We start from the raw sequence: 16,024 nt of genomic DNA on the forward strand, positions 1-16,024 counted from the left end.
AAGACGGCGCGACACCAAGGCAGAGACAGCATTCGTCCCGTGCACGGCATGAATAACGTGCGGAGCACGACACGACCCGAACACGAAGGAACAGCGTGGCTTCCGGATCCGATCGAAACCCGATCATCATTGGCGGCCTTCCCAGCCAGGTCCCGGACTTCGATCCCGAAGAGACCCAGGAATGGCTCGACTCGCTCGACGCGGCCGTCGACGAGCGAGGCCGGGAACGTGCCCGCTATCTCATGCTCCGGCTGATCGAGCGGGCCCGCGAGAAGCGCGTGGCCGTGCCGGAGATGCGCAGCACGGACTACGTCAACACCATCGCGACCAAGGACGAGCCGTTCTTCCCCGGCAACGAGGAGATCGAGCGCAAGGTCCTCAACGCGACCCGGTGGAACGCCGCCGTCATGGTGTCCCGCGCCCAGCGCCCCGGCATCGGCGTCGGCGGTCACATCGCCACCTTCGCGTCCTCCGCCTCCCTCTACGACGTGGGCTTCAACCACTTCTTCCGGGGCAAGGACGAGGGTGACGGCGGCGACCAGATCTTCTTCCAGGGCCACGCCTCGCCCGGTGTCTACGCCCGCGCGTTCCTCCTCGACCGGCTGTCCGAGGCCCAGCTGGACGCCTTCCGCCAGGAGAAGTCCAAGGCCCCCAACGGTCTGTCCAGCTACCCGCACCCGCGGCTGATGCCGGACTTCTGGGAGTTCCCGACCGTCTCGATGGGCCTCGGCCCGCTCGGCGCGATCTACCAGGCCCGGATGAACCGCTACATGGAGGCCCGCGGCATCGCCGACACCTCCAAGTCGCACGTGTGGGCCTACCTCGGCGACGGCGAGATGGACGAGCCCGAGTCGCTCGGCCAGCTGTCCATCGCCGCCCGCGAGGGCCTGGACAACCTGACCTTCGTCGTCAACTGCAACCTGCAGCGCCTGGACGGCCCGGTCCGCGGCAACGGCAAGATCATGCAGGAGCTGGAGTCGCAGTTCCGCGGCGCCGGCTGGAACGTCATCAAGCTGGTCTGGGACCGCAGCTGGGACCCGCTGCTCGCACAGGACCGCGACGGCATTCTGGTCAACAAGCTCAACAGCACCCCCGACGGCCAGTTCCAGACGTACGCGACCGAGACCGGCTCGTACATCCGCGAGCACTTCTTCGGCGACGACCACCGTCTGCGGAAGATGGTCGAGAACATGACCGACGACCAGATCCTGCACCTGGGCCGCGGCGGTCACGACCACAAGAAGATCTACGCGGCCTATGCGGCGGCCAAGGCGCACAAGGGCCAGCCGACCGTGATCCTCGCGCAGACCGTCAAGGGCTGGACGCTCGGCCCGAACTTCGAGGGCCGCAACGCGACCCACCAGATGAAGAAGCTGACGGTCGAGGACCTCAAGGGCTTCCGCGACCGGCTGCACCTGCCGATCCCGGACAAGGACCTGGAGGACGGCCTGCCGCCGTACTACCACCCGGGCCGGAACTCCGAAGAGATCCAGTACATGCACGACCGCCGCAAGGCGCTGGGCGGGTACGTACCCACCCGTGTCGTGCGCGCCGAGCCGCTGCATCTGCCGGACGACAAGGCCTACGCGGGCGCCAAGAAGGGCTCGGGCCAGCAGAAGATCGCCACGACCATGGCGTTCGTCCGCATCCTGAAGGACCTCATGCGGGACAAGGAGATCGGCAAGCGCTTCGTGCCGATCGCGCCCGACGAGTACCGGACCTTCGGCATGGACGCGTTCTTCCCGTCGGCCAAGATCTACAACCCGCTGGGCCAGCAGTACGAGTCGGTGGACCGCGAACTGCTCCTGGCCTACAAGGAGTCGCCGACCGGCCAGATGCTGCACGACGGCATCACCGAGGCGGGCTGCACGGCCTCGCTGATCGCGGCGGGCTCCGCCTATGCCACGCACGGCGAGCCGCTGATCCCGGTCTACGTCTTCTACTCGATGTTCGGGTTCCAGCGCACCGGTGACCAGTTCTGGCAGATGGCCGACCAGCTCGCGCGCGGTTTCGTGCTCGGCGCGACCGCGGGTCGTACGACGCTGACCGGTGAGGGCCTCCAGCACGCCGACGGCCACTCCCAGCTGCTGGCCTCGACGAACCCGGCCTGTGTCGCCTACGACCCGGCCTACGGTTACGAGATCGCGCACATCGTCAAGGACGGTCTGCGGCGGATGTACGGCGAGAACGCCGAGGACGTCTTCTACTACCTGACCGTCTACAACGAGCCGATCCAGCACCCCGCGGAGCCGGCCGACGTCGACGTCGAGGGCATCCTCAAGGGTCTGCACCGCATCAAGGCCGGCGAGAAGGGCGAGCACGCGGCCCAGATCCTCGCCTCCGGCGTCGCGGTGCCGTGGGCGGTCGAGGCCCAGCAGATCCTCGCGGACGAGTGGAACGTCAAGGCCGATGTGTGGTCGGCGACCTCCTGGAACGAGCTGCGCCGCGAGGCGGTGGACGTCGAGGAGCACAACCTGCTGCACCCGGAGGAGGAGCAGCGCGTCCCGTACGTGACGCAGAAGCTCCAGGGCGCCGAGGGCCCGAAGGTCGCGGTCTCGGACTGGATGCGTGCCGTCCCGGACCAGATCTCCCGCTGGGTCCCGGGTACGTACCAGTCGCTGGGCGCCGACGGCTTCGGCTTCGCGGACACCCGTGGCGCGGCCCGTCGCTTCTTCCACATCGACGCGCAGTCCATCGTCCTGAGCGTGCTCACCGAGCTCGCCAAGGAGGGCAAGGTCGACCGCTCCCTGCTGAAGCAGGCCATCGACCGCTACCAGCTCCTGGACGTCGCGGCCGCCGACGCGGGTGAGGCCGGCGGCGACGCCTGATCCTCCCGCGGCCTGCCGCCGCACCGCTTCCCTCGCGCCCCCCGGCCGGTGTCCTCCACCGGCCGGGGGGCGCGGTGGTGTGCGGCCCGGCGGGCCGGCACCCCGCGGTGGGACCGCCGGTGCGCGGTTCATCGCTCCCACACCTTGAACGCCCTTACCTGGTAAGGGGATCGGGGCACCCAGGTGCCGCCGCCGGGGTAGGTGTTGTACTCGGCGGTCTCGGCGCACTCCGCACTCTGGTACGTGGTGACCGGCCGGCCCATCCGGTTGGCGAACGAGGCGGCGCTGACGCCCTTGGGCAAGGCGATGCAGCTCTCGATGTCCGTGTCGGACAGCTCGAAGGTCCGCCGCTTGCCGGCGAAGTCCGCCCTCGGCCAGAGGCACAGCTGCCCCGCCGCGCACGGGCCCGAGGCCGCGGCGGTACGGCCGGTGGTGGCCGCGTGCGCGGGGACGGTGCCGAGCGCGGTCGGGAGGGTGAGCGCGGCGGCCAGGGTGGCGAGGCCGGTGAACAGCGCGGTGGCGGTGGTGGTGGACGTGCGCAGACGCAGACGCATAGGAATCTCTCCCCCGTGAGGTACGTGACGTGCCGCGGCGGGCGGCTGCCCGCGGCGGGTTCGTCATCGACCTTCGCCGGGCCGCGGTGCGGTTGCCAAGGCCCGGCCGGGTCCACCACCCGGATCAGGTATGTGGACAAGCGGACCGGCCCGAAGCGGGGCCGCGGCGTACGAGGTTGACGTGGCGCGGGGCGGCCGGGCGGGCCGCGGAAACCGTTCTTCGCTGACACCTGCCGGGGGCGGGGGCAGGGGCGTCGCCTGTAATGCGCGCGGGAGCCAGGTCGGTTCCCGGCACGGCTCACCAGGATGAGGGATTCGGCGTTGCGGAAGGGGTCAACTGCCGCTTGGTTCCTGGCCGATGGGACCGTGCGGCGGCCCGGAGTGGCTGGTTGACGCGGTCGGCCCCGCGGATCCGCGACCGCGGCCAGGCATCCGCGGCCGGCACAACGGCAACGCATGCGACGGCGCGCGGCCGGCCGAGGAGTGCCTCGACCGGCCGCGCGCCGGGTGATGCGGGCGAGCCCGGGCGCTCACACGCCCCGGCGGCCCGGGTCAGATGTGGCCGACGCCGGCACCCGCCTCGGCGTTCGCTCCGCGCTTGGTGAAGAGCGCGACGACCGCCGCGACGACCGCGACACCGCAGGCGACGGTGAAGGCCAGGCCCATGCCGGACACGAAGGTGTCGTGCGCGACCGAGGTGATCTTCTGCGCGAACTCCGGCGGGGTGTGCTTCGGGACCGGTGCGATACCGGCCGAGACGGCATCCGAGACCTTCGGCATCTGGGCGGGCGGGATCGGCGGGAGGCCGGCCGACTGCCACTTGTCCGGGAGGTCGTTCTCCACGCGGGAGGCCATCACCGCGCCGAGCACGGCCGTGCCGAGGCTGCCGCCGACCTGCATGGCGGCCTGCTGGAGGCCGCCGGCGACGCCGGAGAGCTCCAGGGGGGCGTTGCCGACGATGACCTCGGTGGCGCCGACCATGACGGGCGCGAGTCCCAGGCCGAGCAGCGCGAACCAGACGGACATCGGCCCGGTGCCGGTGCCGGTGTCCAGGCCGGCCATGCCGTACATGGCGACCGCGGTGAGGACCATGCCGCCGACCAGCGGGATGCGCGGGCCGAACTTGGTGATCAGGGCGCCCGCCAGCGGCGAGCCGACGATCATCATGCCGGTGAGCGGGAGGAGGTGCAGGCCGCTGTCCACGGGGGTCATGCCGTGGACGTTCTGCAGGTAGAACGTCACGAAGAACAGGCCGCCCATGAAGGCGAAGGCCATCAGCACCATCAGGATCGTGCCGGCGGTCAGCGGCACGGAGCGGAACATCCGCAGCGGGATGAGCGGTTCGCGGACCCTGGTCTCCAGGAGGGCGAACAGCGCGAACAGGACCACGGCCCCGATCAGGAAGCCCCAGGTCTTCATGTCACCCCAGCCCCAGTCGGTCGCCTTGATCAGCGGCCAGATGAGGCAGAACATCGCGGCGGAGAGCAGCACGATGCCGGGGACGTCGAACGAGCGGGGGGCGTTCTCCGCGCGGTGGTCCTTGAGGATCACCAGGCCGAGGATCAGGGCCAGCACGCCGACCGGAACGTTGATGAAGAACACGGACTGCCAGTTGACGTGCTCGACCAGCAGTCCGCCGACTATGGGGCCGCCGGCGGTGGAGGCGCCTATGACCATGCCCCAGATACCGATCGCCATGTTGAGCTTCTCGGCCGGGAAGGTGGCGCGCAGCAGTCCGAGGGCGGCGGGCATCAGCAGCGCGCCGAACAGGCCCTGGAACACGCGGAAGACGATGACCAGCGTGACCTGGCTGGAGAAGCCGATGGCTCCGGAGGCGGCGGCGAAACCGACGATGCCTATGAGGAAGGTCTGGCGGTGGCCGAAGCGGTCACCGAGCTTTCCGGCCGTGATCAGCGCGACGGCCAGGGCGAGCATGTAGCCGTTGGTGATCCACTGCACGTCGCCGAACGAGGCGCCGAGGTCTTCCTTGATCGCCGGGTTGGCGATGGCGACGATCGTGCCGTCCAGGGCCACCATCATGACGCCGATGGCGACGGAGAAGAGGGTCAGCCACGGATGGCCTCGCAGCCCCCTCGGGGGCTCCGGTACGGGAAGTTCCGGCGCGGCGTGGGCGACCGGGGTCTGGGAACTCATACCCAGAGGCTAATGTCAGCGTCTGACAATTGACAAAGCAATTCATGATTCGGTAACTGTCATCTCCCTCACAGGTAACCTGAGCAGCGAGAACACCACGGAAAGGCGGCGCAGGATGGCCACCTCGACGCCGCAGACGTCCCCCGTAGGCGGACTGCGCGAACGCAAGAAGCAGCGCACCCGCGACGCCCTGATCCGCGCGGCGCTCGAACTGTTCACGGAGCAGGGCTACGAGGAGACGACCGTCGACGAGATCGCCGAGGCGGTGGACGTCTCCCAGAGGACGTACTTCCGGTACTTCGCCAACAAGGAGGACGTCGCCTTCGCGGTCCAGGAGATGGTCGAGGCCCGCTTCCTCGAAGAGCTGACCGCACGCCCCGCCGCCGAGGACCCGCTGACGGCGCTGCGCAGCGCGGTGATGGTGGCGTGGGACGACATCGGCAGCGCCATCGAGTCGGTGATCCCGGTGGAGCTGCACATGCGGACGTACCGGATGATCGAGTCCACACCCACGCTCGTGGCCTCCCATCTGCGGCGCTCGTCCGAACTGGAGGAGCGGATCGCGGGGTTGATCGCCCGGCGCGAGGGGCTGGACGTCGAAGCCGATCCGCGGCCGCGGGTGCTGGTCGCCGCGTTCTGCGGGGTGATGCGGGTGGCCGGCAAGGTGTGGGGCGAGGGCCCGGACTGCAGCGTGGCGTCCATCCGTGAGCTGACCCAGTCCTATCTGGACCACATCCAGCCGGCGATCGGCGGCGACTGGCGTTCCGCCCGCTGAGGCCGAACCCCCCACAACTACCTGTAACGGACAGCCGCCGTTGAGCAACCCATTAACCGCATGATGAGACCGCCCCTGCACGACTGAGCGCGGGAAATCAGCAATTCATGTCCGGTTTGGTCGAAATACCCGCCGCGAAACGTGATATCACTCACGGGCCCGGCAGCTGGCCTGCCCGGTCTCCTAGGGTGGCCCGCGGTGACTTCCTTCCCGGGCCTGGGCCCCTCCTCCGGTTTTCTGCAGTCCACCGCCTGGCGTGCGGCACTCGCCTTGGCGGTGGTGTTCGTGATGCTCGCCATGACCGGCTGGACGGCCGTCAGAGGCACCAAGGACGACGCCAACCCCCTGGCCACGGCCAGAACCGCCTGGAAGCACGCCACCTTCCTCGGGCGTCCGTTGCCCGACCCCAACGGCTCCCCGGCCAGCCTGCGGACCTTCTTCGCCGCGCTCACCGCTGCCCAGAAGCAGCAGCTCGCCGCCCGTTATCCGCTGGTCGTCGGCAACATGGGCGGCGCGCCCGTCGCACTGCGTTACCGCGCCAACCGGATGGCGATCGACGACGCCCGCGCCGTGGAGAAGCGGCGGATGGCCGACCACCGGCTCACGCCCGTGGGCCGCCAGGAGGCCGGCCGGCTCATGCACCGCTTCGAGTCGATGATGAGCCCCGGGCGGCAGATCCTCGCCTTCGATCCGGCCGGCGGCGGCCGGGCCGCCGAGGTCTTCGGCAGCCTTCCGGCGGCGAAGCGGGTCTCCGTGGTGGTGCCCGGTGTGGACACCAACCTGTCGACCTTCGAACGGACCGCACGGGCCACCGCGGCGCCCGTCGGCATGGGGCGCTCCCTCTACGACGCCGAGCGCGCGGCCAAGCCGGGCGTGCGGACGGCCGTGATCGCCTGGGCCGACTACACCACGCCGTCCGGCCTCGGCGTCGAGGCCGCCACCGGGAACCTCGCCGAGGCCGGCGCGGTCCGCCTGCGCGCCCTGGTGAAGTCACTGCCGTCCTCCGACACCATCTCGCTGTTCTGCCACAGCTACGGCTCCGTGGTGTGCGGCGTCGCGGCCCGGCACCTGCCGGCGAACGTCGAGGACATCGCGGTCGCGGGCAGCCCCGGCATGCGGGCGGAAAGCCTCTCCGGGCTCGGCACCCACGCCCGGGTCTGGGCGATGCGGGACTCCGACGACTGGATCCAGGACGTGCCGTACCTGGAGGTCGGCGGGCTCGGCCACGGCGCCGACCCGGTCGATCCGTCCTTCGGCTCCCGGATCCTGTCCGCCGACGGCGCCGTCGGACACGCCGGCTACTTCGCGCCCGGCACCCGCAGCCTGCGCAACTTCGCTCTGGTCGGGGTCGGTTCGCTCGACTCGGTGGCCTGCGCGACCGACGACCCGCACTGCAGCACGGGCCTCGCCTGAGGTCCCGCGAGACGGCCGGTTCCCGCCGGTACGGCCCGGCGCCCGGGGACGGGCCGTGCCGACGGGAACCGTCACCGGTGGCGAGCGCGTCCATGGAACAAGGGCCGGAAGCGGCCGGGCCGAAGGCGCGTGACGCGCGTAGTCCTGGCAGGCGCCTTCGAGGTGTCCGGAAGGGGGACGGGCGGGCAACCGCCCGCATACGATGAGCCGCATGGGTGATGTGCTGGCCGGTTTTCATGCCGTCTGGGAGTTCGACACGGACTCCGTACTCATCCGCTTCGAACGGGGGATCCGCAGGCCGAAGCTCTTCCAGGCGCTCGGCGAGCGACGCATTCCGTACGAGGCGCTGAGCTCCGTCGAGGTGTCCGAGGGCAGACGCGGCACGGTGGTGCTGCACGCCGTGCCCCGGCCGGGCGCCGACCCCCTGATGGAGGCGGCCAACGGGCAACTCAAGGAGGAGGCCGATCCGTACCGGCTGGTGCTGCCGGCCGAGCGCGAGACGCTGGCGGAGTTCTACGCCGACGAACTGCGCACGGCGCTGGGCCCCGATGCCAAGGAAGCCGCCGAGCGTCATCTGGTGACCGCACCGGAACCTCCGCTCCACTTCAAGGCGTACGACGGCAAGGCGTCCTTCGACGGCCGTTCGGTCGCGTTCCGCTGGTTCTGGACGGGGGCGTCGTCGGCGAAATGGAAGTGCGGCGACCAGACCTTCACGGTGGGCGAGTTGGCCGGTGTCGAGTGGCGCTCGCCGGAGGTCTTCAACGGCTACCTCCGGTTGCTGGAACGCGGGGCGGCCGAGCCGGGGAAGGGCGAGGCCGACCAGGACCCGGCAGCCGTGGTGTTCGGGCTGGGGTACGGCCCGGTCCACGAGTCCCTGCCGTTCGCCGCCGCGGTCCTGCAGGCCGTGCGCGCCGCCGAGCCGGAGCAGGAGACCGCGGAGCGCGAACCGGTCTGCCGCCGGGCCGGGGACGCCCGCCGGGACCCGGCGGACATCGCGGACCGGATACGGCACCTGGGAGAGCTGCACGACGCCGGGCTGCTGACGGACGACGAGTTCAGCGCGAAGAAGGCCGAACTGCTGGCGGAGTTGTAGGGGCCGGGCTCGCTGCGGGCCCGGCCGCCTCGCCGCGGTGTCGTACCGCGGTGGGTCATACCGTGGTACGGGGCCGAAGGCCGAACCGTGGTATGACGCCCGGGCCCCGGCCGCCCGCTTAGATTGACTCCGCGATGAACGGACGATCCCCCACCCCAGCCCCCGAGGCGGCCCGCAGCGCCGAGCGCGAGCCGGCCCGGTCGAGAGCGCTGCGCGCCGCACGGCAGGCGCTGCGCATCCTCGCCGTCGAGCTCGGCACCCCGACCGAACCCGGCATCCCGCTGTTCGCCGGTGTGCAGAACCCCTGGCTGCGCCGGGTGCCGTATCTCGTCGCCTTCGCGTTCGCGGTGTCGCTGCTGCCGACGACCATCAATGTCCTCGGCAACGACTACGGCATGAACGGCGGTCTGGCCGGCGCGCTCGCCACCGCCCAGACCGTGCCCCTGATGCTGGCCGTGACCCGGCCGCTGCAGGCCTGGTGGGTGATCTTCGCCGCGGATGTCGTCTGTGCACTGGGGCTCACCGTGGTCGACGGCGTGGCGGACCGCGCCTGGCCCTGGACGCCCCCGGCGATCGTCGGCTATCTCGCACTGATGCTGGCGCTGTCCCTGCGCGAGCGCCGGCGCACCCTGATAGCCGTCTGGCTGACGACCGGCTTCGCCGGAATTCTCTCCGAGACGATGACCCCGGAGCGCAGCCAGAGCACCTGGGTGCTGATGTTCGTCCTCGCCGGCGTGATGCTGCTGATGGGCGCCACCCTGCGGGAACGGGGCGACGCACAGCGGAAGTTGATCGAGCAGGAGACCATCAGCGAGGCCGAGCGTGCCCGCCGTACGCTCCTGGAGGAGCGCACCCGGATCGCCCGCGAGCTGCACGACGTGGTCGCCCACCACATGTCGGTGATCACGGTCCAGGCGGACAGTGCTCCGTACCGCATCAGCGGGATACCCGAGGAGGCGCAGGAGGAGTTCGGGTCGATCGCCGCGACCGCGCGCGAGTCCCTGGCGGAGATGCGGCGGCTGCTCGGTGTGCTGCGCAGCGAGGAGACGGAACGGCAGGGCGGCCCGGAGAAGACCCCGCAACCCGGGGTGGCGATGCTGCCGAAGCTGGTCGAGGGCACCGTACGGGCCGGCGTGCCGGTGGAGTTGGTACTGCCGGAGGAGGCGGTGGTACTCGAACCGGCTGTGGATCTGTCGGCGTACCGCATCGTGCAGGAGGCGCTGGCCAATGTGGTGCGGCACGCCCCCGGCGCCCAGACCCGGGTGTCGGTCATCCCGACCGCGGACCGCACCCGGCTGACGGTGCTGATCGTCAACTCCGCCCCGCCCGCGGCGTTGGCGCCCTCCGCGCCGCTGGAGACGACCGGGACCGGCCACGGCCTGGTCGGGATGCGGGAGCGGGTGCGGCTGGTGGACGGTTCGCTCGACACCGGTCCGCTGCCCGACGGCGGCTTCCGGGTCGCGGCACAGCTGCCCTTCGCGGCCGCGCCCGGCTCTCCCTCAACCGGCACCGCCGCATCCGGCTCTCCAGCACCCGGCACCGCCGCACCCGGCTCCTCCGCGCCCGGTTCCCCGGCACCCGGTTCCGCCGCGTCCCCCTCGACCTCTCCCCTCTCAGCGAAGGATTCCGGCTCTTCATGACCACGCGCGTGATCATCGTCGACGACCAGGCCATGGTGCGCGCGGGGTTCGCCGCGCTGCTCGCCGCGCAGAGCGACATCGATGTGGTGGGCGACGCCCCCGACGGTGTGCAGGGGGTGGAGCTGAGCCGTCGGACGCACCCCGATGTGGTGCTGATGGACGTCCGGATGCCGGAGATGGACGGGCTGGAGGCGGCCCGGCAACTGCTCAGTCCGCCGCCCGGTGTCACCCACCGCCCCAAGGTGCTCATGCTGACCACCTTCGACGTCGACGACTACGTCTACGAAGCGCTGCGCGCCGGGGCCTCGGGGTTCCTGCTGAAGGACGCCCCGCCGGCCGATCTGATCTCCGCGGTGCGCGTGGTGGCGGCGGGCGAGGCACTGCTGGCGCCATCGGTGACCCGTCGGCTGATCGCCGATTTCGCCCGCCAGCGGCCGGCGCCCCGCAAGGACCGTGCCTCGCTGCGGCTGAACGGCCTGACCCCACGGGAGACCGAGGTGCTGGAGTTGATCGCCCGTGGTCTGTCGAACCAGGAGATCGCCGAGGCGCTGATCCTCGCCGAGCAGACCGTGAAGACCCACATCGGGCGGGTGCTGGCCAAGCTGGAACTGCGGGACCGCGCGCAGGCCGTGATCTTCGCGTACGAGTCGGGTCTGGTGGCGCCGGGGAGCGGCAGCTAGAGCGGTAGGTGGAGCTGTGGTGGAAGCTCTCCCTGGCGCCGCTGTGGTGGAGGCTCTCCCTGGCGCTGTAGTGGAAGCTCGCCCTCGAACTGCCATCGAAGGTCCCCTTGGAGCTGCAGTGGGAGCGGTGGGGCGGCAGCTCTTGGCGGCCCCGGTCGCCGGCCCTCTTCGGGCCGACGGCTGGGGCCGCGGCCTGTCGTACGCCCCCTGACGCGACGCGTGCCCCGCCCACCCGCGCAACCCCTACGTTCCCCCTACGCCCCCTCGCGCGCGCTCCTTCCTGAGGACGAGCGCGGTGCCGGACCCCCTACCCCGGTATCACCCGGGAGTTGGCTCCGCGGTGTGACGCCGTGTCATACACCGTCTCCCTACCTTTCCTCCGCCACACCAACGGGAGAGGGAGACACACCATGTCCGTGCTGCGCACCGTCGCTCGACGCAGCAAGCGCACGCTGATCGCCGCCGCGCTCGCGGTGACCGTGGCCGCCGGAACCGGCGGCTGGGCGGCCGGTTCCGCGCAGACCGCGGTCACCGGTCCGCCGCCCGGCGCCGCCGCCTGGCGTGCCGACCACTCCCTCGGCATGGGGTTGCCGGACCCGGCGACCGCCCGACCCGCCGCCGTCGCCCGCTTCTTCGCCGCCCTGACCGACGCCCAGCAGCAGGCGCTCGCCGTCCGGCACCCACTCACCGTGGGCAATCTCGACGGCGCCCCGATCGCCCTGCGGTACACGGCCAACTCCCTTGCCCTGAAGGCGGAACGTGCCCGGCAGCTGGCCCGTGCCACGGATCCGGCCGGCACCCTCCAGGACCACCAGCAGGCCAGGAAGGCAGCCGACCGGTGTGCCGCACTGCTCAAGCCCGGCCGCCGGATCCTCGCCTTCGACCCTCGGGGACGTGGCCAAGTGGCGGAGGTGTACGGCGACTTGACCACCGCAGAGCACACCGCCGTGATCGTGCCGGGCTCGGACATCGACCTGGGGTCGTTCGACCGCGCCAAGGACCCCTACGGCACACCGGCCGGGATGGCCAGGTCGCTGCGTACGCAGCTGACCGCCGACGCGCCCGGGACCCGTACCGCCGTCATCGCCTGGGTCGGGTACACCACCCCGGTCGGCCTCGGCCCGGACGCCGCCACCGGCCGGCTCGCCGAGGCCGGTGCGCCCCGCCTGGCCCGCCTCCTGTCCGGGCTGACGGCCACCGGCGTGCCGGCGCCGGCCGTGCTGTGTCACAGCTACGGCTCGGTGGTCTGCGGGCTGGCCGTGCCTCAGCTGGGTGGTCAGGGCCGCATCGCCGACCTGATCGTCTTCGGCTCCCCCGGTATGCGCCGGGACGACGTGGCGGAACTGCACACCTCCGCCCGGGTCTGGGCGGCCCGGGACGCGTCCGACTGGATCGGCGACATCCCGAACGTCGAGCTGCTGGGCCTCGGTCACGGCGAGGACCCCACCGACCCCGCCTTCGGCGCCCGGCACGTCTCCGCGACGCGCGCCGAGGGCCACACCGGCTACCTCGCCCCCGGCACGGACTCGCTCCGGAACTTCGCGGCCATCGTGCTGGGCCGGTACGGCCAGGTCAGCTGACACGCGCAAGGCGCGGGCGCGGCACGGCACCGGATGGCACGACACGGCACCGCACGGCACGACACGGCACAGCACGGCAGACCGCAGCACGGCGTGACATCTCGCCGCACGGCGCGGCACCACGGCGCACCCCCGGCGCGGCACGGAGTCGAGGCACCCGCCCCGCACGCCGTCCCCCTCCCCTCCCCCCGCACCCCGGCGCCGCCCACCTTCAAGGCACCACTGCACCACCCATCTTCAGGACGCAGAGGCCAAGGACACCCATGAAAACCACAGACACCCTCCGCTCGGCCGTCCGCGCCATCGAGGCGCGTACCCCCGTGGAACGGGACCGGGCGATCGACGGGCTGCGGGCGCTCGCGCTGCTCGCGGTACCCACCGGCCACTGGCTGCTCGGTGGCTTCACGCTGGACACCGACGGTGCGCTGCACAACGCCAGCCCGCTGACCACCTTCGGCACTCTCGCGCCCGCCAGTTGGGTGCTGCAGATGCTCGGCATCTTCTTCCTGGTCGGCGGCTATTCCTCGGTGCTGTCCTACCGGCGCGCGATCGGGCGCGGCGAGTCCGTCGGTGGCTGGCTGCGCGGACGGCTCGTCAGGCTGGGCCGGCCGGTGCTCGGCGTCACGGCCGTATGGGCGGCACTGCTGCCGCTGCTCTACAGCGTGGGCGTGCCGGAGGCGACCCTGCGGACCGGCGCGACGCTGGTGATCCAGCCGCTGTGGTTCGTCGGCGTGTACGCGGCGATCACCGCGCTGACGCCGTACTGCGTCCGCGCGGCGCGCCGTATGGGGGCCTGGGCCGCCGCGCCGCTACTGGGGGCGGTGGCGGCGGTGGACTTCCTGCGTTACGGGCCGTTCGCCGACGCCATGCCGTCCTGGCTGAGCCTGCTGAACCTGCTCCCCGGCTGGATGTTCGCCTATCAGCTCGGCGTCTCCTGGGGCGAACGGCGGCTCGGCCGGCGGGCCGCTTGGACGCTGCTGTTCGGCGGGGCGGCGCTGTTCGCGGCGCTGCTGCTGTTCTTCCACTACCCGGCGAGCATGGTCGGCGTCCCCGGTCAGGACCGTACGAACTCGCATCCGCCGTCGTTGCTGGTCCTGGCGCTGGCGGCGGCCCAGTCGGGTGCCGCGATCCTGCTCCGGGACCGGATCGCCGGCCTGCTGCGCCGGCCCGCCCTGTGGGCGCCGGTCGTGGTCATCAACCTGTCGGCGATGACGATCCTGTGCTGGCACCAGACGGCGATGCTGTCCGCGGCGGTGCCCGCGTCCTTCCTCGGAGCGGTGCCCGGTCTGACCGTCGCGCCCGTCACGCCGGGGTGGGTCCTCGTCCGGCTCGCCTGGCTGCCGGTCTTCGCCGTCGCCCTGCTGCTGATCGGCCGCAACACCCGCCGTTTCGAGGGCCCTTGGGTGGGCGTCACCCGGGCCCGTCGCGCCCTCGCCGCGGTCCTGGCCACCGCGTTCGCGGCGTTCGCACTGGGGCTGGCGTAGGACCGGGGCTAAGGCTGGCGTAGGACCGGGGCGCGGCTGCCCGCGGCGCGGCAGGCCGGGGCGCGGGCAGCCAGGGGCCACCGGCCCCCGGGTCACCCGGGCCGACCGCACGCCACGCCACGCCCCGCCCCAGCGCGAGGAGCTACGGCTCCCGTACCGGCGAGCTACTCCCGCCCCGCCGACGTGTGCGTCATGTCCGCGTAGCGCTCGCCCGCCACCTTGTCGGCGATCGGCTCCAGCAGGGCCAGTTCCTCGTGGGTGAGCCGGACGCGGGTGGCGGCGGTGTTCTCCTCGACGCGGTGGCGCTTGCGGGTGCCGGGGATCGGGACGACGGCCAGCCGGTGTACGGCGGCCTGCTGCTGCACCCAGGCCAGGGCGATCTGGCCGAGCGTGGCGTCGTGGGCGTCGGCGACCGTCCGGACCGGCTCCAGCAGTGCGGCGTTGGCGGCCGCGTTGTCGCCGGTGAAGCGCGGCTGCGTACGGCGGAAGTCGTCCGCGCCGAGCTCCTGGTCGGCGTGCACGAACGCGCCGGTCAGAAAGCCGCGGCCGAGCGGCGAGTAGGGCACCAGGCCGACGCCGAGCTCGGCCGCGGCCGGCACCACGCCGCCCTCGATGTCCCGGCTGAAGAGGGACCACTCGGACTGGACGGCCGCGATCGGGTGGATGGCGTGCGCCGCGCGCAGTTCGCTGCCGGTCACCTCGCTCAGCCCCAGGTGCTTGACCTTTCCCTCGGCGACCAGTTCGGCCATCGCCCCGATCGACTCCTCCAGGGGGACGTCCGGGGTGCGGCGGTGCATGTAGTAGAGGTCGATCTCGTCGACGCCCAGCCGCTTGAGGCTGCCTTCGACGGCCTGGCGGATGTACGCGCGGTCGTTGCGGATGATGCGCCGGTACGGGTCGTCCGGGGCGTCCGGGTCGGGGGAGATGGCGAACTTGGTGGCCAGGACGACCTCGTCGCGGTGCGCCTGGATGAAGGGGGCGATGAACTTCTCGTTCTCCCCCCGGCCGTACATGTCGGCCGTGTCGTAGAGCGTCACGCCCAGCTCCAGCGCGCGCTCCAGGGTGGCCCGCGCCTCGTCGGCGTCCGTGGGACCGTAGGCGAAACTCATGCCCATACAGCCGAGGCCCTGCACCCCGACGCGGGGGCCGCCGGTGCCCAGCTCGACCGTCTCGATCTTCTCGCTACCCATGAGACCTCAGAACCTCTCGGACGCCCGCCGGGCGTCGGCGTAGATGTTGATCTTGCAGTCGAGGACGTCCAGCGTGCTCTGCAGGTCCGCTATGCGCTGCCGCACGTCCTCGCGGTGCGCGGTCAGCAGCTGCTCACGCTCGGCGAAGGTGCTCTCGCCCAGCCGGACCAGCTCGGCGTAGCGGACCATGTCGGCGACCGGCATGCCGGTCAGCCGCAGCTTGGTGACCAGGCTCAGCCAGTTCAGATCGCGGTTGCTGAAGCGGCGCTGCCCGGTGTGCGTCCGGTCCACGTGCGGCATCAGCCCTATCCGCTCGTACCAGCGGAGGGTGTGGGCGCTGAGCCCGGTGTGTTCCGCCACCTCGCTGATCGTGTACCGGTCCTCGCCGGTGGGCTTGGGGTGCGGGGGCGGCGGGGCGCCGCAGTTGGGGGCCCGCGCCGGCCGTGCGGCGGTCGCTGCCACGCCGCTCGTCACCGGTTCGCTCTGCGTGACCGTCATGCCCCGTCTCCCCTGTTTCACCGGATTGCTCTCGACTTCGCCGCGGACCTCGCGGCTTCCGCCGGACGCCTTGCGACGTCTTCAACGCTAGAGACTTCGAGCGCACTCCAAGCAAGCGCGTATCGGGCGCAGACT

At 71.6% G+C, this 16,024-nt stretch carries 12 protein-coding genes; 8 read left to right on the forward strand and 4 right to left on the reverse strand.

The features are described from left to right. The first annotated feature begins 95 nt into the window (after nucleotides 1-95). On the forward strand, nucleotides 96-2,828 hold the full coding sequence (aceE, locus tag V2J85_RS21450; RefSeq protein ID WP_330822477.1) for a pyruvate dehydrogenase (acetyl-transferring), homodimeric type: 2,733 nt from the start codon (nucleotides 96-98) through the stop codon (nucleotides 2,826-2,828). A gap of 128 nt (nucleotides 2,829-2,956) precedes the next feature. Here the strand turns inward: aceE and V2J85_RS21455 are convergent, their stop codons facing one another. Continuing rightward, a complete protein-coding gene (locus V2J85_RS21455) occupies nucleotides 2,957-3,382 on the reverse strand; it encodes a peptidase inhibitor family I36 protein (RefSeq protein ID WP_261951747.1) in 426 nt (141 codons plus the stop codon). Nucleotides 3,383-3,934: 552 nt separating this feature from the next. Continuing rightward, nucleotides 3,935-5,536: an MFS transporter gene (locus tag V2J85_RS21460; protein WP_261951746.1), complete on the reverse strand. Its 1,602-nt coding sequence runs from the start codon at nucleotides 5,534-5,536 to the stop codon at nucleotides 3,935-3,937. A 115-nt stretch (nucleotides 5,537-5,651) separates the two neighbouring features. Between V2J85_RS21460 and V2J85_RS21465 the strand changes: the two genes are divergently transcribed. The 7 genes from V2J85_RS21465 to V2J85_RS21495 all read left to right on the forward strand — a co-directional run bounded on the left by V2J85_RS21465 (nucleotide 5,652) and on the right by V2J85_RS21495 (nucleotide 14,201). Further along, entirely contained in the window at nucleotides 5,652-6,311 is a 660-nt protein-coding gene (locus tag V2J85_RS21465) for a TetR/AcrR family transcriptional regulator (RefSeq protein ID WP_261951745.1), read from the forward strand. A gap of 198 nt (nucleotides 6,312-6,509) precedes the next feature. Then, nucleotides 6,510-7,724, forward strand: a complete 1,215-nt coding sequence (locus V2J85_RS21470) for an alpha/beta hydrolase family protein (RefSeq protein ID WP_261951744.1) — start codon at nucleotides 6,510-6,512, stop codon at nucleotides 7,722-7,724. Nucleotides 7,725-7,935: 211 nt separating this feature from the next. Next, nucleotides 7,936-8,817 (forward strand): DUF4429 domain-containing protein, encoded by an 882-nt coding sequence (locus V2J85_RS21475; RefSeq protein WP_330822478.1) that lies wholly within the window; start codon nucleotides 7,936-7,938, stop codon nucleotides 8,815-8,817. Nucleotides 8,818-8,951: 134 nt separating this feature from the next. Beyond that, a complete protein-coding gene (locus tag V2J85_RS21480; RefSeq protein WP_330822479.1) occupies nucleotides 8,952-10,457 on the forward strand; it encodes a sensor histidine kinase in 1,506 nt (501 codons plus the stop codon). Continuing rightward, on the forward strand, nucleotides 10,454-11,137 hold the full coding sequence (locus tag V2J85_RS21485) for a response regulator (protein WP_261951741.1): 684 nt from the start codon (nucleotides 10,454-10,456) through the stop codon (nucleotides 11,135-11,137). The genes V2J85_RS21480 and V2J85_RS21485 overlap by 4 nt, the downstream gene beginning before the upstream one ends. 410 nt (nucleotides 11,138-11,547) lie before the next feature. Beyond that, nucleotides 11,548-12,717: an alpha/beta hydrolase gene (locus tag V2J85_RS21490; protein WP_330822480.1), complete on the forward strand. Its 1,170-nt coding sequence runs from the start codon at nucleotides 11,548-11,550 to the stop codon at nucleotides 12,715-12,717. 263 nt (nucleotides 12,718-12,980) lie between these two features. Next, on the forward strand, nucleotides 12,981-14,201 hold the full coding sequence (locus tag V2J85_RS21495) for an acyltransferase family protein (RefSeq protein WP_261951739.1): 1,221 nt from the start codon (nucleotides 12,981-12,983) through the stop codon (nucleotides 14,199-14,201). A gap of 164 nt (nucleotides 14,202-14,365) precedes the next feature. On the opposite strand, the gene V2J85_RS21500 is transcribed toward V2J85_RS21495, so the two are convergent. Beyond that, complete coding sequence (locus V2J85_RS21500; RefSeq protein ID WP_261951738.1) at nucleotides 14,366-15,391, reverse strand: aldo/keto reductase; 1,026 nt, start codon at nucleotides 15,389-15,391, stop codon at nucleotides 14,366-14,368. Nucleotides 15,392-15,397: 6 nt separating this feature from the next. After that, a complete protein-coding gene (locus V2J85_RS21505; RefSeq protein ID WP_261951737.1) occupies nucleotides 15,398-15,889 on the reverse strand; it encodes a MerR family transcriptional regulator in 492 nt (163 codons plus the stop codon). Between the last annotated feature and the right edge of the window lie 135 nt (nucleotides 15,890-16,024).

This window comes from Streptomyces bugieae, from assembly GCF_036352915.1.
Classification (GTDB): Bacteria; Actinomycetota; Actinomycetes; order Streptomycetales; family Streptomycetaceae; genus Streptomyces; species Streptomyces endophytica.